This is a genomic window from Spirosoma sp. KCTC 42546, assembly GCF_006965485.1.
Classification (GTDB): Bacteria; Bacteroidota; Bacteroidia; order Cytophagales; family Spirosomataceae; genus Spirosoma.
In genome coordinates, this window is the sequence record NZ_CP041360.1 from 3,097,910 (window position 1) to 3,121,793 (window position 23,884).

A 23,884-nucleotide genomic window follows, 5' to 3' on the forward strand; every position below is an offset into this window, starting at 1 on the left:
CGTTCCCGGCCATCTCGGTCGGTACTACATTAAAACGGGCCTGCCCACTGTCGACAGTGGGCAGGCCCGTTTTAATTAAACCACGTTTCAATCAACCAAACGCATTGATATGCTTCTGGAAGATGGCTTCGTACTTGTTAGCCGCTGCCGTTTGTTTGGCTTCTTTACAGGCTTCTACAATCGTTTGCAGAATATAGAGGTCCGAATCGGGGCTACCAAAGCGATTTCCATTACCACTCTTGTCGTAAGATAACGCTTGGTCAGCACGATTTGCCATGATATCCGCAATTTCAAGGGCCTTTTTATTGTCGCCAACTTCAAACAGGAACCGCACGTAGTTCGACGAAATCTGGTCGTACGGGATGCTCTTGTCGGGTATTACTTTCAGCGAATAATTGAGTACCTCACGAGCTTTGGCTTTATTACCTTCACGAATAAGCTGATCGGCCAGGCGGAAGAACGCAATGCGAGCCGAAATAACCGGCGGCCCTTTGTAGGTCTCGTCGTAGTACGTATTTGGATTGTCGAAATCACGCCAGAATGTTTTCTTCGTCATGTTGTTGTACATGATATCGGCGTTCACATAGCCGTCCGTAGCACCCGGAACAGCTACTGGCATCAGCCGGTAGGCATAGCCTTCTAACTGCATGTAGTTCTTCAGACTCAGGTAGTTATCACTTGCCAGTGTGCTGGAGAAATAAATCGGCCGTTTCCAGTTATTCGATGCAATGATGTCGAGCATGATGAGGTCAGGCTTGTAAAGATCCTTCTTACCGATGGTCCACTGCAACGTATCTTTCATCAATGGCCGTAATGAGGCCGGAACGAAATTAGCCTGATCCACCGAAGCTTTGTCAATCGGCAGGAACAGCACTGACGAGGGTAAAATGCTCGTCATGTCGCCATTGGTTAGCGGTACCTGAACAGCCGGATTACTGGTCTTAATCAGGCTGATGTACTGCTTGAGGTCGATCCCATTTTTAACACCGGGCACTTCATAGAACGGCACAATGTCGTTTTTGCCCTTGTTGAACTGGTCGAACTCCAGCGAAATCGGCAGCGCTTCGGACTGATACGTTTTGCGTTTCATCTGCTGAATGTACCATTCCGTACCCAGCAAACTCAGGTTACAAACACGAACATCGGTTCGGAAACCTTCAACTTCCTGCACGTACCAGAGTGGGAAGGTATCATTATCGCCACCCGTGAAGAGTACGGCATTCGGAGCACAGGAGTTGAGCAAATTCTTCGCAAAATCGACCGACTGATAGCGGTGGTCACGGTTGTGGTTGTCCCAGCTTTTCGCGCCCATCATAACGGGTACAAGTAACGATAATCCGACAACAAGACCATTGCGCGCCATGTCTGATTTAAGCGTGTTCCGTAACCCCTCTGCTAACGCCATTACGCCCAAACCCAGCCAGATGGCGAAGAAATAAAAGGAGCCTACGTAAATGTAGTCCCGTTCACGCGGCTCCGATGGGGGCGAGTTCAGGAAGATTTGCAAGGCAATACCCGTGAATAAAAACAGCAATCCTACAATCAGGAAATCGCGCCGACGCCGGAAGTACTGGAAGGCAATCCCAAATAGCCCTAAGGCAAAGGGGAGCATATAAAAATTGTCGCGGGCTTTATTCGTCTTGAGCAAGTCCGGCGCGCCATTATCCGACGACCAGGGCAGGAGGTAACCTGCGCCTTCTTCATCGCTCTCACGCCCGGCGAAGTTCCACATCAGATAGCGCCACCACATGTGGCCTAGCTGGTAGCTGAACATATACTTCAGGTTGTCGCCCATGGTTGGTTTCTGCCCTTCGGCAAGACCGAGCATCTGGCGATAGAGCGCCGGGTGATTTTGCTGACTGCTGTACACACGTGGGAACAGCATCTCATCACCAGGTGCATAAATATATTCAGGCTGGTGGTCGAAGACGACGTATTTATTGCCTTCTTTCTTCCACATGGCAGCTCCTTGTTTCTGGTCGATAGGCCGCGCCGTGAAGACCGGTCCATACAGTAGGGAGCGGCTTCCGTACTGTTCCCGACGCAGATACGACAGGAAGTTCAGTTCATCACTGGGATCGTTTTCGTTGATCGGTGGGTTGAATTCGGCCCGTACCAGTACCTGCATATACGATGCGTAGCCGATCAGTACAAACGCCAGTGCCAGTAAAGACGTATTCAGAATAACGCGCTTCTGCCGAGCCGACCAGATGATACCATAAACAATAGCACCAATGAAGACAACGGTGAAGAAAATAGCACCTGACGTGAACGGCAGCCCCAAGGTATTTACAAACAGACGCTCAACTGCGAAGGCCATACCAGGCAAACCCGGAATAATACCTGCGTTGATAATGCCCAGAACGACCAGACCAATTCCACCGGCTATAACGCCACCCCAAAAGGTTGGCTTGGGTTGTTTCTTAAAGTAATAAATCAGCGCAAGAGCGGGCAAGGTAACAAGGTTCAATAAGTGAACACCGATGGATAGGCCCGTCAGATAGGCAATGAAAATAAGCCAGCGGTTGGCGGCTGCTTCATCGTCGATACGCTCCCATTTGAAGGCCGCCCAAACCACGATAGCGGTAAAAAATGACGACATACCGTATACTTCGGCTTCAACGGCTGAAAACCAGAACGTATCGGAGAAGGTATAAGCCAGAGCACCTACAGCACTCGTGCCAATCACCAACAGGGTATCGGCGGTCGAATACTCACTTTCTGGTTTGCCAAGGAGTTTCTGGGCCAGCATGGTAATGGTCCAGAATAGAAACGCGATGGTGAACGCACTGGCCAATACCGATGCCATGTTGACCCAGTAGGCCACATTGGTCAGGTTACCAAACGACATCATCGAAAACAGGCGACCCAGCAGGAGGAAAAATGGGGCGCCAGGAGGGTGTGGTACCTGAAGTTTAAACGAACAAGCAATAAATTCGCCACAGTCCCAGAAACTGGCTGTACGTTCAACGGTCATTGCGTAGGTAACCAGTGCAACAACGAAAACGAGCCAGCCTGTGAGGGTGTTCAGGCGCTTGAATGACTGCATACAAATGAAGATTAACGAATTGCTTTTGTGTAAGTAGCGGCCAATCCAGGCCGGGCCAAAATTACATAAAAAAGCAGCCCAACCGGGTTAGGGCGGGCTGTTAAAGTTTGTTAAGTATAAGATCGTGGTCTTTGTAATTTGTAGTAATATACTATGAACTAACGGCAAATCACTAATAAATCTCACCCCGCGCGGCTTTCAGCGTATTCTGCATGAGCGAGCAGATGGTCATCAGGCCAACGCCACCAGGAACGGGCGTAATGAAACTCGTTTTTGGGGATACTTCATCAAATTTAACGTCGCCTTTTAACGCGAATCCGCTTTTCTTACTGGCATCGGGTACACGTTCCAAACCAACGTCAATCACAACAGCGCCTTCTTTCACCATATCGGCAGTTACAAATTCGGGCTTGCCGAGGGCTGCTACCAAAATGTCAGCCGAGCGGCAGATTTCGGCGAGATTGGTTGTCCGGCTGTGCGTAATGGTAACCGTACAGTTGCCGGGATAGGTATTTCGCTGCATCAGAATCGACATGGGCAGACCAACAATCTGACTGCGACCGACTACAACACAGTGTTTACCAGACGTTTCGATGTTATACCGCTTGATCATTTCCAGCACGCCCTGTGGAGTGGCAGATATGTAAGCTGGCAGCCCTTTGGCCATACGCCCAATATTAATGGGATGAAACCCATCTACGTCTTTGGCGGGATCAATGGTTTCCATAACACGGTCGGGGTTGATATGGTCGGGGAGGGGGAGTTGCACAATTAGCCCATCCATGTCAGGGTTTTCATTCACCTCCCGAACTTTGTCCAGGAGTTCTTCTTCCGTGACCGATGGATCAAACCGGATGAGCGTTGAGTTCATGCCCACCTCTTCGCAGTTTTTCATTTTCGAAGCTACGTAGGTTTCCGAGGCCCCTTTGTTGCCAACCAGAATGGCCACGAGGTGCGGAATCTTACCGCCCTGTTCGCGTATCTGAGCGACTTCTGCCGCTATTTCCTGTTTAATTTGTGCTGAAAGGACTTTACCGTCAAGGAGTTGCATACAAGTGTCTTTGCGTTCTTTGCGAAACCTTTGCGATCCTTGCGTTTAGAAGTTTTAAACCAAGGACAGCAAAGCAGAACCGCAAAGGTCGCAAAGATTAGGAAACTACCCGTACTTCTGTTGCCATTCCTTTTTTAGTTTCTTATAGGTTTCGTCTTCCCGTGCTTCCAGATATTTTCCATAAAAAATACGGGCCGACTCCGCTTTGATGGGATCTTCCTCGCGAGGCAGTTGATCCCGACCATGAGCACCAGACTGGCCTTTCTTGTCATCCGGTACGGGTCCATCGTATTTTTGACCAGTGCGGTGATTGGCATAACGCCTGGCTCGGGTATATCCCATTTGCAGGAACTTCCTGGCCATATCCATGCCGATGAAATCCCCGTTGGCCTTATAGTCCAGAAATAACTGGTAAACTTTCTCGGACGATTCGCGGGCTATGTCTGGGGTCTTAAATCGCCAGTGGGGAAGTATCTCAGATTTGTATGGCTGCACCAAAAGCACACCCATTTCACCTTTTCCGACGCGGTAAAGTTCGGGCTGTTCGCGTAGATTCAGGTTTTTGTAATCGAGATTGTAATTGAATGCGCGGTCGTTTGCAGGCATTGGGTGTCTGTCATTTGTTGTGTATCTATAACACCAAAAAACAGCTGATTGGCTATTAGCGCAACAGACGAGGATCGAACCGATAGGGTTGATTATCCGTAATGAGGATCTCGGTAGCCCGAGGATGTGCTGGATTTATAAGGAAATTATAATCACCAGCAACTACAGCAGAGGGTACCTTCAGCAATAAAAATCGATTGCCAATTATCCAGCTCTCGATAATGTCTTTGATACTTGTTGGAGGAGTGAGGCCATTCCAGCCATCAGGTAATTGATCGAGTGGTACGCTCAATAAAGAATCCTCGGGTACTCGGATTGTGAGCATACGGTAATAATCCGGCACGTACGATAAGGGGCTATGAACCAGAACTTCCAGGGTAGCTAAGGCTTTGGAACTGGCTGTGTACAAAACTGGCGTTCCTATATAATTCCAGCGGCCTCCTGCCAGGCGGGCTCCTGTGCCTGTCAGGTCGTCAGCACGGCGGGCATTCGCTAAGTGATATACATCCATCAGGCTAATACCCCCCAGTCAATTCGAACCAGTTCGTCCTGAACCGCTTGAAATCCAAATTGCGAATCTAGTAATTCAATTGGCTTTTTGCCACCAAAAATGGGGCTGGGATGATTCATCCACCCCCGAAATTTCCAGGCCTCACCAAATATATCTTCTCCCTGCTTGTATAGGCTAGCTAGTTGCAATGCTTTTTCTGTTACGCCCTGAGGAAGTAATTTCTCGTCGGTATAGCGTTGCCAGGTTCGGGCAGAAATATGAAGAATAACAAATAAATCGGCTTGCGTAATACCAAGGTGGCGCGCCATAGTGGTAACAGCTTTTTTGGATAAACCCCGGCGACTAACCTCAATCAGATCAAACACCGATTGAATGAGAGGAGCGTTTTTTGCCCCAAAATAATCAGTAATGGTCGTTGTGTTCATACTATAAGCGTCAATTGTCGTAAATATAACGACAGCTGACGCTAGTCGGTTCAAGCTGTTGTTCGTTTATTTTTTTGAGGCTTGATCAACGCAACGATACCCACTGATTTTTTTATACTTTCGCCCAAAAGAGAAGCGTATGATGTGGTTCAATAAACCGGCAATCTGGTCGGAGGAGAAAGACTGGCTGCATATGCGGGTTGAAGGGGATACGGATTTCTGGCGGGTGACCCACTATGATTTTGTTCGCGATACCGGACATTTCTATTACCGGGAGCTGGCTGGCGATTTTGTGGCGAGTGTGAAAGTGACAGGCCAATACAAAAATCAATATGATCAGGCTGGGCTGATGATCCGACTCGATGACCGGAACTGGATCAAAACGGGAATCGAGTTTGTCGATGAGCAACAGCAGGTTAGTGCGGTGGTTACGCGGGAGTTCTCAGATTGGTCGGTCTGCCCGCAACCTCATAATCCAGAGTCTGTTTACGTTCGGCTCACCCGGCAGTATGACTCGGTTCGTATTGATTATTCGTTCGATGATTTTACGTACCAGATGTTGCGGTTAGCTTACTTTCCAGCAGATGTTCCCGTACAAATTGGCCCCATGGCAGCTGCTCCCGACGGTGGAGGGTTCAATGCGACATTCGAGCAGTTTTCGGTTTTGTCGATCTTATGATTTGGTGGAATAAGCAAAATGCAGTTAGTGCAGTTGTCGATCCTGTGAACCACTTACTCCACCACTACACATACTCCACTTAACTTAAATTTACGGTGCAAGCCACACCATCTTAGACTCGGGTTCGTACTGAAAACAAGCTCGCGTTTGACCAGTTCGGTTTAAGCACAGATATTCCATGGCTAATACCCGACACTCAATCACGGCGAAGTTTTTTCGTCCGGCTTCACTCTCTTCGACTGAAGGCAGATTACCAGCCAGATTTTCGGGAAAACCAGGGTAGGGGTGAGATTGTTCAGTGCCCGGTATTTGCTCGGACAGATAGGATTTACGTCCGCCAGCCCAAAGTTTTTCCCAATGATCATCGGCTACATAATCGTTGGTATGGAGCCGGGTTTCAACAATAAGCCGGAGTTGAATCTGCAGCTTGGAATCCCACAGGAGTAGCGTTGCCGTAGGGAAGGCTTCCAGTTGCAGTACTTTTTCGGACCGCGCATCCGTGTAGAACCAGACATATTTATGCTCTGCATCGGCCCGACGTAGCACCACCATGCGGGCGTCGGCCCCGCGGGATGTTGACGTAGCCACCGTCATGAGTTTGAATCCTGAACCGATCGACTGACCCTGCTCTTGTTCGCAAGCAGCTATAAGTTGGTGCCAACTGGTTTGTTCCAGATCGGCAAGGGTACCGGGAAGACTGGGCTGGGCTTGTTTCTCTGACTGCTTAGGCAACTCACTCATACATGGAATAGGTTTTTACTTTATATACCTGTTGGGGTAACCCTGGGGTGAATTTATTTGTTTAATTGGTATGCTTCGTGGAAGTTAACCCGTAAACTTATCTACCTTATGTGTTTCCATAAATCGCTGGCCGTTACGGCCAGCCAACTTGAAGAGCGCTACGATGCTGCCCTGCCTGCTTCGGCCCATTTTCAACCCGTATACCATGCCAATGCTTATCAGTTCCCTGCCTGGCCAGTTGTAACGCACCAGGAACCCGGTCGATTTCAGATGATGCATTGGGGGCTTATTCCACGATGGACCAAAACGAATGACAATGCGGCTGATATACGGACCAAAACCATTAATGCCCGCTCAGAAACGATTTACGAAAAGCCCTCATTTCGCTCAGCAGCACAGGCCGGAAAACGCTGCCTGATTCCGGTAACGGGGTTTTATGAGTGGTATACGATGGGAAGTAAAAAATTCCCGTTTTATATCACAGCAAGTGACCAGAAAATTGCGTCCATTGCCGGACTTTGGGATGAATGGGCCGATCCGGAAACGGGTGAACTCTCGCAAACCTACACACTCCTCACAACCGAAGCCAATCCGTTGTTGGCGGCTATTCATAATACAAAGAAGCGAATGCCCTGTGTGTTAACGAAGGCTGCTGAACAGGCCTGGCTGCACGATGACCTGAGCGAAGCTGACGCTTTAGCGTTATTGGAAAAGCAATATCCGGCAAGTAAAATGCATAGTTATAGCATCAGCAAGCGCATAACCTCGCGAAGCGAGCCCAGCGATGTTCCGGAGGTAACGGCTCCATCTACTTATCCGGAATTGAGCGATAGTCCTCAATTATTTGCCTGATAAGCAAGGTGCAGGGAGCCTGGTGCGCGGAGCAGGGAAGCTTCAGAATACCTTGCTCCCCGTACCAGGCTCCGCGCCCTACAGCATCGCGGCCCCAAATACACCGGCACTGTCGCCTAGTTTTGGCTTGAGGATGCGTGTGTTTAGTTCGCGGCTATTGAATACGTATTTCCGGGCTCGTTCGAACCCTTCCGTGTATAGAAGGTCAACATTGCCGAGTCCACCGCCCAGCACAATGGCATCTGGATCGAGAATGTTGATAATAACGGATATGCCGCGACCAAAATATTCCAGTAATCGATTAACGGCCTGACTGGCAACCAGATCGTTGCCCTGATGGTACCGCTCCATAATTTCCTGCATCGTCCGTTCTTCCTTACTTACCTGTTGGTAGTAGCGCTGGAGGGCCGGACCGGATATAACCTGCTCCACGCAGCCACGTTTACCACAGTAGCACGGATAACCGTTCTCTTCCAGCGTATTGTGGCCCCATTCGCCCCCAAGCCCCTGAAGACCATTCAGGACAAATGGGCGACCATAGGGTTGAGACTGCATACTCCGTACAACAATGCCGCCACCTACACCCGTACCCATGATAACCCCAAAGACCGTCTGGTAATCAGGTACTACGTCGGGTACGATGCCCATAGTTGCTTCGGCAAGAGCCAGACAGTTGGCATCGTTGGCTATTTCAACGGGTAAACCTAACAAACGACCTAAATCCTGTTTCATCGGTTTTCCATTCAAAACGGTTGTGTTACAGTTTTTCATGGCTTGCCGGGCGGGATCGAATGTGCCGGGTGTAGCAAAACCAACTCGCTCAGGTTGAAGTCCTGTTTCGGCTTTGAGCATATCAATGAGCCGGACAATCTGACTTAGAATGTGTTCATAGCCGTTGTGGGCTTCAGTATCAATTCGCTTGCGGATAACGACGGCGTCGGGAGAGGGAGCTGACAGGACAACGCCTTCAATTTTGGTGCCTCCCAGATCAATACCCCAATAAGATTTCATACACGACTGAGTGACCGGATCGCCGGTCCGATTAGAAAATACGATTTACAATTTAATTCGTTTCCCCGTGTAGCTTTACGGTTAAAATCTTATTAAGCGTCATTTCAACGATCTATTTCTATGCTTTCTATCGGTCAAACAGCCCCTGATTTTACCCTGTTTAATACGGCTCGGAACGAAGTTTCACTGCATGATTTTCAGGGTAAGAACCTGATCATACTATTTTTTCCTATGGCCTTCACCAGTGTGTGTACGGCTGAACTTTGCGAAATGCGCGACAACATCAGCACGTATGCAGACCTGAACGCAGAAGTAGTTGGTATTTCCGTCGATTCGCCCTTTACGCTGGCTAAATTTAAAGAAGACCAAAAACTGCCGTTCGACCTACTCTCTGATTTCAACAAAGAGGTATCACAAGCCTATGATACCTATTACGAAACGTTTACCATGAATCTGAAAGGCGTTAGTAAGCGGTCGGCTTTCGTCGTTGATTCAACAGGCGTCATTCAATATGCCGAAGTGCTCGAAAGTGCGGGCGATGTCCCCAACTTTAAGGCTGTACAGGAAACGTTAATTTCACTAAAGTAATGAAGAGTGAAGAATGAAAAGTGAAGAACAATCTGACGCTATAAGTCTATTCTTCACTTTTCACTCTTCATTCTTCACTTAAGAAATGGCCTGGTATCATAACTTTTTTCATGGGCTGCCGCAGGATGCCTGGAAAGCGGCCCAAACGGAGGAACAGACCCATCTCGACCTCGAATTATTGGTTGAAACGCTTGAGTTTGGCCCGGACGATCGATTGCTGGATGTATTCTGTGGCTATGGTCGTCATGCACTGCCACTTGCCCGAATGGGTGCCCGCGTAACCGGTATCGATATTTCGTCCGATTATATTGCGGAACTTGATGCTGTAGCCACTGCTGAGAAACTGCCCATAACGGCAATCGCCAGCGATTTTCTGACGATGCCTGAAAATAGCCTGGGGAATGTTGCTTCGTTCGATGCCGCCTATTGTCTGGGCAACAGCTTTAGTTTCTTTCCCCGTCCGGATATGCTGGTTTTCCTGACCCGTATTGCTACGTTGCTGAAACCGGGTGGCCGTTTTTTGGTACATACAGAAATGGTGGCAGAGTCTGTTCTACCCGATTATCAGGCCCGTAACTGGCAACCCGTTGAGGATGCTGCTGGTGAATCGATCCTGTTTTTGGTAGAAAATGAATACAGCCCCTTACACAGCCGGATTGACTCGCATCTGACCTATGTAAAAGGTGGAGAAATACAGACACGTACCGCCCAGCATTATGTGTATACGTTGGCTGAACTCGGGCAATTGTTTTCTGAGGCAGGTTTTCGCGTAATTGATTGTTATGGAACCGTAGACGGCGATACGTACGAACTTGGTGATGACGCTGTCTGGTTACTTGTGGAGCGTGTATGATTACCGAATTGAAAATAATTTGACAAATAGTTAAAAAGGATGGTCTTTAATCTATAGGGTTGAGCGATATACTAACCGTATAAGAGATAATTGGAGTTTTTTTAGGAAATTCACATCAACTGTAGATAATGCAATCATAAATATGTAGTTTTCAGCCAGTTTAACACCGTTAACTGAAGCGTAATAACCTACCTATGGAAACTATTGAACGCAAACCTCGTAGTCGGGAGCAAACTCGCTCCGGCATCGTAAAAACGGCAAAGTCCATTGCCCGCCGGGAAGGATGGCAAGCTGTTTCAATTCGTAAAATAGCTGATGCAATTGAATATAGTGCCCCAATAGTGTATGAATACTTCGACAGCAAAGATGTGCTGTTAGATGAAATTCGGAATGAGGGTTTCAGCCACTTATATCGGGAATATGATCGTATTTTAAGCCTTTACCGCGATCCCGAAAAACGCCTGTACGAAATCTCACTTGTGCAATGGGAGTTTGCCCGTGAGAATCCGGAAATTTATCAGGTAATGTATAATTTAGACGGTGCTTTTTGTACAATCCCTGTTTATCAATCCGAAACAATGCAGGCGGTTAGCCGAATTGTTTGCAAGACGATTTTCTCCTTTATTCCTAAAGCGGAGGAGAGCATTAAGCGGTTGTATTTTCAGTGGTGGTCCGTGTCTCACGGTATGATTACATTGTCGATGCTGCTTAAAGATGAGCAGCCACTCGATCAGTCGGAGCAAGTCTATCGCGAAACGATGCGTCGGTTCGTGCGTGATTTGCGCTAATGCGAATTGCTATAATTGGCGCAACGGGCATGCTTGGGCAACCCGTTGCGCACGAACTGATCGAAGCCGGTTTTTCTGTTCGGATTATAGTGCGTGATGTTGCCAAAACGAAAGCACTATTTCCTGCCGCTGAGGTCGTCTCTGGCGACCTTCGTAACACCACAGGCTTAGTCGATGCCCTACGTGGTATAGATGTTGTCTACCTGAATTTATCAATCAGACAAGACGAAAAGCAAGCCGATTTTCATACAGAAGGAGAAGGAGTAACTAATCTGATTCAGTCAGCCCAACGTGCCGGTGTCCGACGGATTGGCTATCTGTCGTCCATCATCATGCGCTATCAGGGCATGCATGGCTTCAACTGGTGGGTATTTGATGTGAAACAGGAAGCTGTACAACGCATTAAAGCATCTGGAATTTCCTTCAGTATTTTTTACCCATCCTGTTTCATGGAATCGCTAAACGGCACGCAACGCATGGGCCGTTTTATCCTGCTGGTTGGCCGTTCTGCCGTGCGCCCAATGTACATAGCGGCTCAGGACTACGGGAAACAGGTGGTTCGGGCGTTCCAGCTTGCGCAGAATGGCCAAAATCAGGAATATGTGATTCAGGGGCCAGAAGCCATGACACAACATGAAGCGGCCGAGCGATTTGCGACTGCTTATCGAAACGAAAAACTACGGATTGTAACGACTCCGCCGTTCCTGATGCAGCTAGGCCGACCATTTTCCGCCCAGGCCGACTATGGCTGGCACATTACCGAAGCACTGAATAACTACCCCGAAACCTTCGAAGCCCAAACTACCTGGGACGACTTGGGCAAACCCACCATAACACTGGAACAGTTTGCTGGAAATAGTTAAGCATTCATCACACGAACTGTAATTAGTTTTACGACGCTCCACCTGCCCGGCGTTTTTCGTCTTCGGCACCGCCCGTCCGTCGACGTGATTGTGGAACGGTATCGCTGCCAAACCGATAGGTGAGCGAAGCCGTAGCGATTCGTGTATCCTGCCGTTGATTGAACTGTTCAACGTAGTTGGCGTAAGTAGACGTAGCATGCAACGGGCTGCTATAAAATATATCGGTCATATTCAGCTTTAATGTACCTTTCTTGCCCCACATCGTTTTTTGCAGCCCAATATTGAGTTGGCCTAGGGGCTTAATGTCCAGGAAGCCATACAGTTGTCGGGATTGGTAGTTTCCAGTCAGGTCGGCTGCCCAGCCCCGACCCAGTGTGAACGTGTTGGTTGTGTTGATGGTAAAAGCAGGCAAGCCCTGGTTTAGAGAAGTGCCCGCCAGCTCACCAACAAATTGGTTGTAAAAGGCCACCAGATTATTGTCCATTGTCCACCAGGTAGCAGGTTGAACGGGAACAGTCAACGTTAAACCAAAGTAATCTGAACGGGTTAGGTTCTGGAAAGTAGAAACTGCCTGTCGATTCCCCTCCGGTGCTGGTTGAACGACACTGATAATGGGTTGATCGGTACGGCTGTAACTGATTGATGTCATGAACTTCTGCTTAAAGGTGTGCGTCAGTTCGATGTTATAACTCAACTGCGGAAAGAGCGATGGGTTACCCGAAAAATAGGTGGTGGCGTCGATATAGGCCCGAAACGGATTAAGCTGGTTATAGGTCGGGCGGTCGATCCGGCGGCTAAGCGATAAACTGATGTCCTGCGTTTTGGACAGCGTCTGCTTGACGAATACACTAGGGAAAAGCTGGAAATAATGTCGCTCGAAACCACTGTTGCCAATCACCTGTAAACCTGTAGCGTTCGTTTGCTCGCCACGCAGTCCTAGTTGAACCGAGGTTTTTTTAAAGGACTTAGTTAGATTCAGATAGGCCGCGTTAATGTTTTCGTCGTACCGAAATTGATTACTTTTTCCGGTGTCGACCACCGCCAGGCCGTCATTGATAGTGGTAAATAACACGTCGTTATCGGAATGAACCCAACTGACCTTTACTCCTCCTTCAAGTCGTGTTTTATTTTGAAACGTGTGCACATAATCGGCTTTGAAGGAGCTAATATTCAGGCCGCCCTTCACTTTACCTTCCAATACCGTCGGCGCTTGAACGGGAATAATAAACGTGGTAGCTAAGTTTTGGCTTCTATGGATTTCATAATGAGCAAAATCGGCATCGACAGTCAGTTCGCTACGACCTGTTGAGTCAAAGCTATGTTTAAGATTCAGATTGGCCGCTACGTTCGGGGTGGCCAGGGTCCGATGGTTTGCGGACTGATAATTGACTTGCAGTTTTCCTAACTCATTAAATGTCTGGGTCGTGTTTGGTATCGACGCTTCGGCATGGTTAGCTAGCCCATTAACAACCGCCCCCAGTGTTGTGCGTTTTGATAACGTATAGTCCAGGCCAGCGCGGTAGGTATTGGAGGCCCAATGGGTTTTGCCCTGATTGTCCTGGTTGCTGCTGCCGGTAAGTTGATTGTTCTGGTAGAAATCCCGGTGGAAAGCTAGTTGGCTGTATTGATTACGGTCACTATACGTATAGTTGCCGAAAACGTTCAGCTTTTTGTGACGGTGATTCAACGAAATACCACTCGTGAATTTGCCGTATTTGCCGTATCCATAGCTCGCATTAACACTCCCATTTGTACCCTGGCGACCGTCTTTTTTGAGTTTAATGGCAATAATACCCGCACTGCCAGCCGCGTCGTATTTGGCCGGTGGGTTGGTAATAAGTTCAATTTTCTCAATAGAATTGGCTGGCAGCGACCGTAGCATCTCACCCAATTCAGCACCGGTCATGGGCACTCGTTTGCCGTCGATCAGTACCAGTACGCCTTGTTTGCCCCGGAGCGCCAGGTTGTCATTTTGGTCAACCGTAACTCCCGGCGAACGACTAAGAACTTCCAGTGAGGTTGCCCCGGCACTGAGTGGACTACCATCTACATTCACCACAATGCGGTCGGCTTCACGTTCGAAAAGAGGTTTGCGTGCCTGTACGGTTACTTCCTTTAACTGAGTTTTGTTACTAGACTTTAGCTGGATAGGAGCCAACGTTTGGTCGGTTGAAGAAATGGCAAAGGGAGCCGTTTGAACCCGTTCGAAACCTACCTGTGATGCAGACACGAAATAGTCTCCAGCCGATAGCTGCTCAAATCGAAATTTCCCAGTGGCATCACTAAACTCTGTTTTTACGACGACCGAATCAGCAGCCCGGTGCAAGGCAACGGTGGCAAATTCAACGGTTGTCCCTGCTGGATCACGTATAATTCCAGATAGAATGGGTCCGGATTTCGCAACGGCTGAAACACTTATAAAAACGAATATAATGCAGAGAAGACTGGCGCGTAAAGAGTACGTCATGTCGAATTACGTTTAGGTTGCTGAGGAAATTAATGTCAGACCAAAGACACTAAAAGCTAATCCAGCACGGCAATTCTCCATAAACGGGCAAAAATGAGTATCAGCGGGGAGTTATGAGTCGGATCAACTACTGTCTTTAACTGTCAAGGGTTGCCTTGGATGGTCAGCTATTGAAGATCAATAACTTGACTACCCCTGACAACCCTTGTTAACTAATCACAATGAACTTAATGCATAGGCAGGCTCTTTACTTTTCCACCGGCTACGTCATCAACACTGTGCTGAATAATGAATGCGTTTGGGTCGATTTCCAAAACTATAGTGCGCAGTCGGCTGATTTCTAAGCGGGTGATTACCGTATACAAAACGGTGGCAATATCCTGATGACTGCCATGTTTCCCATAGCCGCCCTGCCCTTTTAGAATCGTAATTCCCCAGCCTTTTGCTATAATCTGTTCCCGGATGGGCTCAGGGTTTTTGGAGATGATAAGAATAGCCGTGTATTCTTCAATACCGTGAATGACAAAGTCGACGGTTTTAGATGCCGCGAAGTACGTGATCATCGAATAAAGAGCAGGGTTAATGCCCAGAAAGAAGGCCGCAGCCCCGAAGATGAGCACATTAAGTACCAAAATAACATCGCTCACTTTTAAAATAGGACTACTCCGGCTAATGAGCAAAGCAGCAATTTCAGTGCCGTCCAGCACGGCACCACCCCGCATAGCCAGTCCAATTCCGGCACCGATAAAGAAACCTCCAAAAACAGCTGTCAATAGAAAATCGGGCGTAACGTCGGGATAGGGAATTACGGCCAGACTGAGCGAAAGCCCGGCAATCGCTACGGTACTTTTTACGGCGAACTGACGGCCAAATTGCCGATACCCTAAGCCAATAAACGGAAGATTGATCAGCAGGAGCCAAATGGGCAGAGGCACCTTAACCAGTGTGGCCAATAACATAGAGACACCTGTAACACCCCCGTCGATAAAATGGCTTGATGTTAGGAACCCTTTGATACCCATGCCTGCACTGAGTACCCCAGCAATAATGAAACTTGTATCTTTAATAGTTCTGAAAGCAGCGGTTTGTCGAATCATAGTGAACGTTGAGTGTAGTGAAGTAGTGGAGTGAGTGAAGTAGGTGGAGTAGGTACTACTTTATCCCCACTTAACTTACTCCACCTACTTCACTTTAGTCCTAATATAACCCTTCTATTGATAAATACCGCTCACCGGTATCATAACAGAAGGTTAAAATCCGACTGCCGGGGGCAATGTCGGGTAGTTTTTTGGCAACGGCTGCCAGGGAAGCTCCTGAGGAAACACCTACGAATATACCCTCTTCTTTTGCCGACCGACGTGCCATTTCGTATGCGTCGTCTTTGCTTACCTGAATGGTGCCATCCAGCAGGTCGGTATGAAGGTTCCTGGGAATAAAGCCCGCTCCAATACCCTGAATTGGGTGTGGGCCCGGAGCTCCTCCGCTTATGACGGGCGACAATTCAGGCTCAACGGCATAGATTTTTAGCGCAGGGAATTTCTGTTTAAGAACCTGCCCTACGCCGGTAATATGGCCACCAGTGCCTACGCCGGTAATCAGTACATCGAACCCCTCAGGAAAGTCAGCCAGAATTTCTTCGGCTGTGGTACGCACATGGACATCGATGTTGGCCTGGTTCTCGAATTGCTGGGGCATCCACGCCCCTGGTGTTTGTGCTACCAGTTCATGAGCGCGTTCGATAGCCCCTTTCATCCCTTTCTCGCGGGGTGTCAAATCAAATTCAGCGCCGTAGGCAGCCATGATTTTCCGGCGTTCAATACTCATCGACTCGGGCATGACCAGAATGATCTTGTACCCTTTTACGGCAGCTACCATGGCCAGACCAATGCCCGTATTGCCGGATGTAGGCTCAATAATGGTGCTGTCAGACGTAAGCAGGCCCTTGGCTTCAGCGTCTTCAATCATGGCCAGTGCAATCCGGTCTTTGATGCTTGCGCCAGGGTTGGCTCGTTCCAGCTTGGTCCAGACTTCGTAGCCCGGAAATAAACGGTTAATACGCACGCAGGGCGTTTGGCCGATGGTATCGAGAATAGTAGTAGCTTTCATTGGTGGTTAGTTAAGAGGGGAATGAGTGGAGTAAGTAAAGTAGGTGGAGTAAGTGTAGCCGTTCTTCTACTAGCCTTACTCCACTCACTACACCTAGTTCACTCACTCCACTACACTAGATGACAAAATTGATTGGTTCAACAGACTCCAGCGACTTTATCCGGACTTCGGTCTGGTGCTGGTGGAACACGAGAGAGTGGGCTTCAACGCTACTCGTTAACCAGACGTTACCGCCGATAACCGAGTCGTGACCCACAATGGTATGGCCACCTAAAATTGTGGCATTTGCATAAATGACAACGTTATTTTCGATGGTTGGGTGACGTTTTTTCTGCGCCATCGACTTGGCAACGTGGGTAGCACCGAGGGTTACACCCTGATAGATTTTTACGTTATTCCCAATAACCGTGGTTTCGCCGATAACAACACCTGTACCGTGGTCAATGAAAAATGACTGACCAATCTGGGCACCGGGGTGAATATCGATCCCCGTCTGGCCATGCGCATATTCAGTGAGCATCCGGGGCAGGAGGGGTACATTGAGTTTCAGTAATTCATGGGCAATTCGATAGACCGAGATGGCATAAAATCCCGGATAAACCGCTACCACTTCTTCAATACCAACCGAAGCCGGATCATTATCGACAATGGCATGCGCATCCAGTAGCAGGCTATCGTAAATAAATGGTAGCTGATCGAAAAAACGCTCTGTAATTTCAGCGGGGTTTTCGGATAGGTTTTTTTCCAGTGGGCACAGGAGGTTCGTCAGTTGCTCATGTAAACTCTGATACGTCTCTTCTACGTGCTGCGAAATCGACTTACAATCCTGCGTGACCGGGAACAGCAACCGCATTAACTGGTCAATAAATCGTCCGGCGTCAGGCCGGGAGGGAAGTTTGTAGCGATAGTGTGAACGCTGAGCCTGAAGGTGGTCAAGGAGGGTATTGGTCGCCGTGGTCATGGTGTTTTGTTGCTTAGTAAATCAAATGTCACTACTAGTTGTTAGTTTTTAAGATAGACTATAGTAGAATCTGCACCCCGTTCTGTAGAAACACGACCCTGAGGGACTAGTTGTTAAACGAACAAAGTTGGAATCTAACACAAACAGATTCTATGATTTTGGAACAAAATGCGGGCCGCAAAGTTCGCCGATACCAATTGGAGTCTGATTTGCAGGATAAATTTTAGAAACTAATGAAAGGAATCCTCATGTTTAGTAAAACCATCGTCACGTTTGTCATTTCACTGATAGCTACATCGGGCGTCTCCTGGATCGTCGCAATAGCTTGTCAGCCCGCAAAACAGGCCGATGCTATTGTTGCTGATTCGACTGGCAGTATGTCCGGCACCGCGCTGGTAAAAGTTGTTAATGCCTATCCAAAATTGACCTTCGACTCACCGGTTGAGTATACGTATGCGAATGATGGCACCAATCGAGTGTTCGTCGTGGAGCAGGCCGGGCGGATACGGGTAGTTGAAAACGACGCCAATACGGCTTCGGCGGGGATCTATTTAGACATACGTTCGAAGGTGGCATCGGGTGGAGAAATGGGATTGCTGGGCCTGGCCTTTCATCCCGATTTTAAGCAAAATGGCTTTTTCTATGTCAACTATACGAAAAGTAATCCTCGCGAAACCATTGTAAGTCGATTCAAGGCATCCTCAGCCAATGCGTCAACGGTTGACCCCGGTTCGGAAGTAATTCTATTTCGGTTTGATCAGCCTTATTCCAACCACAACGGCGGCAAAGTCCTGTTTGGGCCCGATGGGTACCTATATGTGTCAACGGGTGATGGCGGAAGCGGGGGAGATCCACAGAATAACGGACAGAACCGGAGTAGCTGGTTAGGGAAAATCCTACGCGTTGATGTAAATAGCACCGACAAAGGTCAATATGGTATCCCGAAGGATAATCCATTTAAAGGCAACACCAATGGTTACCGCGAAGAGATTTTTGCCTATGGCCTTCGGAATCCATGGCGGATCAGTTTCGATGAGAAAGGTCAACTGTGGGTAGGTGATGTTGGTCAGAACGCCATCGAAGAAGTAGATATCGTTACGAAAGGTGGGAACTACGGCTGGCGCCTAAAAGAAGGGAATGCCAACTACAACACAAAAGACAACGCGAATGCGGCTGAGCTGATCGCGCCCATCTGGCAATATTCACACAGCAATGGCGACGTATCGATCACGGGTGGCGTTGTTTACCGTGGTTCGACAAATCCGGACTTGCGCGGGAAGTATATCTATGCCGATTATGCCAGCGGCCGTGTTTGGGCGTTAACACCCAATGGTACAAAATCGGCTACGAACCAGGAACTTGTTTCGGGAGCAGGCGCTATTTCGGCCTTCGGCGAAGATCAGAAAAATGAGCTTTATCTCTGTGAATACGGCGGGGGCAAGATTCTTAAACTGATGGCCAATAACTGAAAAGCGAATAGTTACTAGTTAACCACAGAGGTATCGAGAATACTGAATACTAGAAGGTTGATTTTTAGTACTCAGTATTCTCGATACCTCTGTGGTTAAGATATAAAAAATTAATCTGTTGAATTATCTAAGTCTCACGTCCCTCTAGTGTGACCCCGACGGGGTCAGATGTTTGTAGAAATGAGGTTTTACTATAAACATTTGACCCTATCGGAGCCAATCGCCAACGACTACTATTATGTAATTGTTAAACTTAGTCTACGCTTCCTAAACTTGGTGTTCGTGGATTTAGTGTTGATAATCTACAGAACCTGTAGAGAAATTGAAACACAACTAGGGTACGAAAAGTCGTAAATGCCAGACTATCAGGTGTTGGTCCGAAAATGGCATACTGAGAAGACAAAACCAATTTAGTTAACTCAAAACCACAGTAATCATGGCAACGTTTGGAGAACGCATCGCTAACTTTTTCGGAGGCACGGACACGGAAACGCAGGAAGGCCTCAAGGGTTTGTTTGTTAATGAACTCAAGGACATTTATTATGCTGAAAAACAGGCTGTAGATGCACTGGGCGAGCAAGCCGATGCATCCACAACCGACGAAGTGCGGAATGCTTTTTTGCATCATCAGGAGGAAACCCGGAACCATGTAGCCCGACTGGAGCAGGTATTCAGTAGCATTGGGGTAGATGCCGAAGAGGGCTCCTGCGACGCTATTGATGGATTGGTAGACGATGCGCAACGGGTTGTTTCGAATACCGATTCTGGCTCATTGACACGTGATGCCGGTTTGATCATAGCTGGACAGAAAGTGGAGCATCACGAAATTGCTTCGTACGGTTCGGCTGTTACGCTGGCACAGGTTCTTGGCTATCAGCAGGCTGCGCGGCTACTGGAACAAACCTTGAACGAAGAGAAAAATGCCGATAAAAAGTTAACGACACTAGCCGAGTCATTCGTTAACAGCCGGGCTTCGTCGGAAGATAGCGGATCATCTTACCGGAATGATGATGACGCGGATGACTTTAACAAATGGGGCGTAGTTAATCCGGATGGGACTCGCTACGATGACCCGACCAGAAGCAGTAACTCAACGGGTACGACTTATAGTGGTAATACCAGTACACCATTGGCTGGCACATCGGGCATCTAATAGTTCATTAGAAGTAGACTGGTTGATTCAATAATAAAAAGATGAATTTTCGGGCCCTCAATTCGTTGAGATGTGCCGAAAATTCATCTTTTTTATGGGCCGTATTTAACCTGCACGTTTTACCCCAATGGACAGCCCATCTCGAGACCTACTTGATGCCAGTGAGCTTTTAGCGCAGCCCCTAAAGCCTACCCGCTGGACAAACCGGCTGGCAAATCTGCTGATTGACACGGTATTTTTCTATATCATTTTCGGTACGCTTGGTACTGCCATTGCCCTGATTAGTCCTGAATTCCTTGACTCGCTGGGTCGTATCCACCCAATACTTAATCAGGTCCTGAGTTCATTACTTTTTGTGATCTATTACCTTGCTTTCGAAATATGGTTGGGCAAGACGCCTGGAAAGATCATAACTAAAACGAAGGTTGTGGATCAGGAGGGGAATAAGCCTGATGTTAAGACTTGTTTAGAGCGTAATTTTGCCCGCCTAATCCCATTCGATGGGTTAACCTTTTTTCAGGCCGCGCCCATTGGTATGCATGACCGGATGGCGCATACTATGGTTGTTGATGATTTACCTGCGTTAACGTTGGATCAGTCGCTTCGAAACATACCGGAATAGTCATGGTAACTGTTGTTTTTGAATCACCCCTTGGTTTAGTGCGTGTCTCCGGCGATGAAAAAGGCGTTGCGGTTATTTCCTGCACCGATAGTTCAGTCCAGGAAATAACCCCTGAAATCCAGTCGATCTCTCCCCTTGTAGAACCAGTTCAGGCGGCTGTTCAGCAACTAAAAGATTATTTCGCAGGAAGCCGTCAAACGTTTGATTTTCCGTTGAATCCATCAGGAACCACTTTTCAGCAAACGGTTTGGCAGGCTTTGCTGGATGTACCGTTCGGCACAACACAATCTTATCTGGCACTGTCCCGCCGGATTGGCGATGAAAAAGCGATCCGGGCAGTAGCCGCTGCCAATGGCCGGAATCCACTCTGGATTGTAGTGCCCTGCCACCGCATCATTGGTTCCGATGGCTCATTAACAGGTTATGCGGGTGGCCTATGGCGCAAACAGTGGCTTCTGGAACATGAAGGAGCTTTCGCCAAGTCGAGCCAGTTATCGTTGTTCTAAGAATAGAACGCTGATGAATGGATTAAAAATGATTTTATCCTAATCAATCTGCTCAATCTGCGTCATCAGCGTTCCATTTTCAAAACAACTCACTCAAATACACGACCACACCCAACGAGATGCGAAACGCCATTACATCGGCCTTTTCATCGAAATAATTGACACCGGTTACATAAACGGGTGATTTTGCGCCTGCCTGTAAGCTTCCGTTTAGTGTTATCGCAACCGGTAACGAGACAAAGTAATTAAGACCTGCTCCAACATGTAAAGCACCACCCTTAAATAAAATATTGTCGCGCCCGCCGTTTCCATTAAGTACCAGGTCTGCCTTACCTGTTTGATAGGCGTAACCCAGTTCAGCAAAGGGGCGTAAGGCCTGGGTCGTTGTCGAAAAATTAAAACGCAGACCGGCTGTTGCGTGGGAAAAATGGAAAGACTTTCCAGCTATTTTGGTTGCGTCCAGGAAGGCAATATCGTACTGGGCGAAGACGTCGAGCCGTTGATTAAAACCATATCCTATCCGGCCACCAATACCCGGTCCGCTGCCAGCATTCTCGTCTAAATATTGAAAATGATCTGAGGACCAGCCCAGGTAATGCCCCTGTAACGTAAAACTGAGCCCTTCGGTAGTCGATTTCTGGCGGATCGTCTGCGCCCATAGGCTGTTCGATACGAATAAACTTACAACGAAGAAAAGGAATGAAAATCGGATGGATTTCATGATAATCAAGCTATTAAGTGAGGGGATGTAGTAATAAGGGTTCTTAGAAATTCAGGACATCGTCGCCGGTTCGGACTTCAAATGTTTGCCCGGACCGGAACAGTACCGCTTGTCCTTTTGCCTCGTCGCTGAACGTAGCCGACCGAAGGGCAATGCGTTTACCATTCACCGCTTCAACAGCCGTAATCCGAAATTCAAGTAGGTTTTTCTTGCGGAACACATCGCCATCGGCCCGTTTGATCCGACTTATTTCGCCATATGCCGTTGCTCCGCTTTGAATGACCACTTCGCCATCGCTCATCACTGGCTCAGTGACCCGAAAGCGGATGGACTGACCTTCCTGAGAACCATCTGATGAAAGTCCATCAACCAGAGCCAGATTTACCCGTAGACGTCGGATGGCAATGGATTTGTGGGTGACGGTAGATTTAGGAATTATGGCTTCAGGTGCTGGCTCCGATCGGGTAGCTGGGGTACCTGGATTCGCTGGCGTTTCAGTGGGCTTAGGGATTTCCGGTGATCCAGCGACTGGCTTTTTAACCAGGACAGGGCTATTACTATAGGGGCGAGGGCTGACCGATTTGGGCTGCTTTCCAATAACCTTCTTTTCCTCGGGAGCTGGTTGCTCCTGCCTGGGCTCGGGTACGGCAATGGTACTGGGCTTGTTGGATGGGGTTTCGTTTACTGCCACCGTAGTAGTGGCTGGCTCTACCGGTTGTTTGGCTAATCCGGATGCTACGGTGTTACTCGTGACGCCTGTTTGAGCCTGATGCGTTGATAGGGTATCGTCGGATCTGTCGAAAAATAATAACCCAATAAAGACGAAGGCAATCAGGATGAAGATACCTGCCAAGAGCGTTTGCCAATTGTCGGATACCCAGCTTGTAGTCTGTGATTTGTTGGTTGATTTTCGCTCTGGCTGAATCTCGGTTGTTTCGAGCAATACCGTTTTACGGACGGGCTGAATGTTCAATACATCCGTAGTGGGTGCAGGCTTTGGAGAAACCAATAACGATGGATCGAGAGAGGGTATCTGCGAAAAAAACGGCTGAAGTGCTTTTTGAAATTCCCTGGCATCGGCAAACCGCTTGGTCGGATTTTTCTCAAGGGCTTTATTGACAATTGCTTCCAGCTCTTTCGGGACATTCGCGTTCAGTTTCCGAAGGGCAATAGGTTTCTCCCGGATAATTGCCTGCATCAGGGCATAATCCGTTTTGCTGGCAAAAGGGAGTTTTCCTGAGAGTAATTCATACAACAGAATACCCATAGCGTACAGGTCCGAAGCAGGTGAAGGCGCTTCTCCCTGAACGAGTTCTGGGGCCATGTATTCCAGCGTTCCCACAATGCGGTTGACCTGCGTCAGGCGTTGGTTGCCAACTACACGGGCAATCCCGAAATCCATTAATTTGATGCTACCTTCTGGCGTAAGCATCAGGTTGGCGGGCTTGATGTCGCGGTGTAAAATGCCTTTCCGGTGGGCATGGGCGAGCCCTTCCAAGCCCTGACGGGTGATCTCAGCGGCCACCGAAGCGGGTAAAGCGCCGGTTTTTCGAACCAGACTTTCCAGGCTGTCACCTTCAACGTACTCCATGGCCATGAAATAATCGGAACCATCCTGCAGGAAATTATACACAACAGCAATATTGGGGTGGTTGAGCCGGGCCAGAATCAGCGCTTCGTTACGGAAACGCTCCATGAACGAGGTCTGGTTAACCAGATGAGTGTGTAGCATCTTGACCGCAACAAGTCGTTCGAGATGCGTATCAATGGCCTGATATACGGTCCCCATCCCGCCTTCGCCCAGTAGCGATTCAACGCGGTAGTGATGGATCAATCGGCCTTTCATAGTTGGTTGCATGGCG

23 protein-coding genes are annotated in these 23,884 nt (G+C 48.3%); 10 read left to right on the forward strand and 13 right to left on the reverse strand.

The annotated features are described in order from the left end of the window. Positions 1-91: 91 nt before the first annotated feature. From EXU85_RS12490 to EXU85_RS12510, 5 genes are all read right to left on the reverse strand, one after another. Positions 92-3,049, reverse strand: a complete 2,958-nt coding sequence (locus EXU85_RS12490; RefSeq protein ID WP_142772396.1) for a DUF2723 domain-containing protein — start codon at positions 3,047-3,049, stop codon at positions 92-94. 172 nt (positions 3,050-3,221) lie between these two features. Further along, positions 3,222-4,100: a bifunctional 5,10-methylenetetrahydrofolate dehydrogenase/5,10-methenyltetrahydrofolate cyclohydrolase gene (locus EXU85_RS12495; RefSeq protein ID WP_142772397.1), complete on the reverse strand. Its 879-nt coding sequence runs from the start codon at positions 4,098-4,100 to the stop codon at positions 3,222-3,224. A 105-nt stretch (positions 4,101-4,205) separates the two neighbouring features. Next, the gene (locus tag EXU85_RS12500) at positions 4,206-4,706 is read right to left on the reverse strand and encodes a DUF4385 domain-containing protein (RefSeq protein WP_142772398.1); all 501 of its coding nucleotides are present in this window, start codon (positions 4,704-4,706) and stop codon (positions 4,206-4,208) included. A 55-nt stretch (positions 4,707-4,761) separates the two neighbouring features. After that, entirely contained in the window at positions 4,762-5,217 is a 456-nt protein-coding gene (locus EXU85_RS12505) for an RES family NAD+ phosphorylase (RefSeq protein ID WP_142772399.1), read from the reverse strand. Beyond that, the gene (locus EXU85_RS12510) at positions 5,217-5,642 is read right to left on the reverse strand and encodes an antitoxin Xre/MbcA/ParS toxin-binding domain-containing protein (protein WP_142772400.1); all 426 of its coding nucleotides are present in this window, start codon (positions 5,640-5,642) and stop codon (positions 5,217-5,219) included. Before EXU85_RS12510 ends, EXU85_RS12505 begins: the two co-directional genes overlap by 1 nt. Positions 5,643-5,781: 139 nt before the next feature. Between EXU85_RS12510 and EXU85_RS12515 the strand changes: the two genes are divergently transcribed. Next, positions 5,782-6,321 carry a DUF1349 domain-containing protein gene (locus EXU85_RS12515; protein ID WP_142772401.1) on the forward strand — a complete coding sequence of 180 codons (540 nt, stop codon included), beginning with the start codon at positions 5,782-5,784 and terminating at the stop codon, positions 6,319-6,321. Between the two features lie 90 nt (positions 6,322-6,411). Here the strand turns inward: EXU85_RS12515 and EXU85_RS12520 are convergent, their stop codons facing one another. Then, a complete protein-coding gene (locus EXU85_RS12520) occupies positions 6,412-7,062 on the reverse strand; it encodes a pyridoxamine 5'-phosphate oxidase family protein (protein WP_142772402.1) in 651 nt (216 codons plus the stop codon). Between the two features lie 108 nt (positions 7,063-7,170). Here EXU85_RS12520 and EXU85_RS12525 point away from each other — a divergent pair, with 108 nt between their 5' ends. Beyond that, positions 7,171-7,914 (forward strand): SOS response-associated peptidase, encoded by a 744-nt coding sequence (locus tag EXU85_RS12525; protein ID WP_142772403.1) that lies wholly within the window; start codon positions 7,171-7,173, stop codon positions 7,912-7,914. 78 nt (positions 7,915-7,992) lie between these two features. On the opposite strand, the gene EXU85_RS12530 is transcribed toward EXU85_RS12525, so the two are convergent. After that, on the reverse strand, positions 7,993-8,925 hold the full coding sequence (locus tag EXU85_RS12530; protein WP_142772404.1) for an ROK family protein: 933 nt from the start codon (positions 8,923-8,925) through the stop codon (positions 7,993-7,995). A 120-nt stretch (positions 8,926-9,045) separates the two neighbouring features. Between EXU85_RS12530 and EXU85_RS12535 the strand changes: the two genes are divergently transcribed. The 4 genes from EXU85_RS12535 (at position 9,046) to EXU85_RS12550 (ending at position 12,017) form a co-directional block, all read left to right on the forward strand. Further along, positions 9,046-9,513 (forward strand): redoxin domain-containing protein, encoded by a 468-nt coding sequence (locus EXU85_RS12535; RefSeq protein WP_142772405.1) that lies wholly within the window; start codon positions 9,046-9,048, stop codon positions 9,511-9,513. A gap of 85 nt (positions 9,514-9,598) precedes the next feature. Further along, positions 9,599-10,366 (forward strand): bifunctional 2-polyprenyl-6-hydroxyphenol methylase/3-demethylubiquinol 3-O-methyltransferase UbiG, encoded by a 768-nt coding sequence (locus EXU85_RS12540; protein ID WP_142772406.1) that lies wholly within the window; start codon positions 9,599-9,601, stop codon positions 10,364-10,366. 194 nt (positions 10,367-10,560) lie between these two features. Continuing rightward, positions 10,561-11,154 (forward strand): TetR/AcrR family transcriptional regulator, encoded by a 594-nt coding sequence (locus EXU85_RS12545; protein WP_142772407.1) that lies wholly within the window; start codon positions 10,561-10,563, stop codon positions 11,152-11,154. Further along, complete coding sequence (locus EXU85_RS12550; protein ID WP_142772408.1) at positions 11,154-12,017, forward strand: SDR family oxidoreductase; 864 nt, start codon at positions 11,154-11,156, stop codon at positions 12,015-12,017. The genes EXU85_RS12545 and EXU85_RS12550 overlap by 1 nt, the downstream gene beginning before the upstream one ends. Positions 12,018-12,045: 28 nt before the next feature. Here EXU85_RS12550 and EXU85_RS12555 read toward each other — a convergent pair whose 3' ends face one another. The 4 genes from EXU85_RS12555 to EXU85_RS12570 form a co-directional block, all read right to left on the reverse strand. After that, positions 12,046-14,484, reverse strand: coding sequence for an outer membrane beta-barrel protein (locus EXU85_RS12555; protein ID WP_142772409.1), 2,439 nt, complete (start codon positions 14,482-14,484; stop codon positions 12,046-12,048). 227 nt (positions 14,485-14,711) lie between these two features. Further along, positions 14,712-15,581, reverse strand: a complete 870-nt coding sequence (locus tag EXU85_RS12560) for a YitT family protein (protein ID WP_142772410.1) — start codon at positions 15,579-15,581, stop codon at positions 14,712-14,714. A 100-nt stretch (positions 15,582-15,681) separates the two neighbouring features. Then, positions 15,682-16,590, reverse strand: coding sequence for a cysteine synthase A (cysK, locus tag EXU85_RS12565; RefSeq protein WP_142772411.1), 909 nt, complete (start codon positions 16,588-16,590; stop codon positions 15,682-15,684). A 115-nt stretch (positions 16,591-16,705) separates the two neighbouring features. Further along, a complete protein-coding gene (locus EXU85_RS12570; protein ID WP_142772412.1) occupies positions 16,706-17,551 on the reverse strand; it encodes a serine O-acetyltransferase in 846 nt (281 codons plus the stop codon). Positions 17,552-17,784: 233 nt separating this feature from the next. Between EXU85_RS12570 and EXU85_RS12575 the strand changes: the two genes are divergently transcribed. The 4 genes from EXU85_RS12575 (at position 17,785) to EXU85_RS12590 (ending at position 21,301) form a co-directional block, all read left to right on the forward strand. Beyond that, positions 17,785-19,020 carry a sorbosone dehydrogenase family protein gene (locus EXU85_RS12575; protein ID WP_142772413.1) on the forward strand — a complete coding sequence of 412 codons (1,236 nt, stop codon included), beginning with the start codon at positions 17,785-17,787 and terminating at the stop codon, positions 19,018-19,020. Between the two features lie 436 nt (positions 19,021-19,456). Next, the gene (locus EXU85_RS12580; RefSeq protein WP_142772414.1) at positions 19,457-20,173 is read left to right on the forward strand and encodes a ferritin-like domain-containing protein; all 717 of its coding nucleotides are present in this window, start codon (positions 19,457-19,459) and stop codon (positions 20,171-20,173) included. Positions 20,174-20,300: 127 nt separating this feature from the next. Further along, the gene (locus tag EXU85_RS12585) at positions 20,301-20,795 is read left to right on the forward strand and encodes an RDD family protein (RefSeq protein ID WP_142772415.1); all 495 of its coding nucleotides are present in this window, start codon (positions 20,301-20,303) and stop codon (positions 20,793-20,795) included. A 2-nt stretch (positions 20,796-20,797) separates the two neighbouring features. Then, positions 20,798-21,301 carry a methylated-DNA--[protein]-cysteine S-methyltransferase gene (locus EXU85_RS12590; protein ID WP_142772416.1) on the forward strand — a complete coding sequence of 168 codons (504 nt, stop codon included), beginning with the start codon at positions 20,798-20,800 and terminating at the stop codon, positions 21,299-21,301. Positions 21,302-21,380: 79 nt separating this feature from the next. Here the strand turns inward: EXU85_RS12590 and EXU85_RS12595 are convergent, their stop codons facing one another. After that, a complete protein-coding gene (locus tag EXU85_RS12595; RefSeq protein WP_142772417.1) occupies positions 21,381-22,022 on the reverse strand; it encodes an autotransporter outer membrane beta-barrel domain-containing protein in 642 nt (213 codons plus the stop codon). Between the two features lie 43 nt (positions 22,023-22,065). Further along, positions 22,066-23,880, reverse strand: a complete 1,815-nt coding sequence (locus EXU85_RS12600; RefSeq protein WP_168207780.1) for a serine/threonine-protein kinase — start codon at positions 23,878-23,880, stop codon at positions 22,066-22,068. Positions 23,881-23,884: the final 4 nt, after the last annotated feature.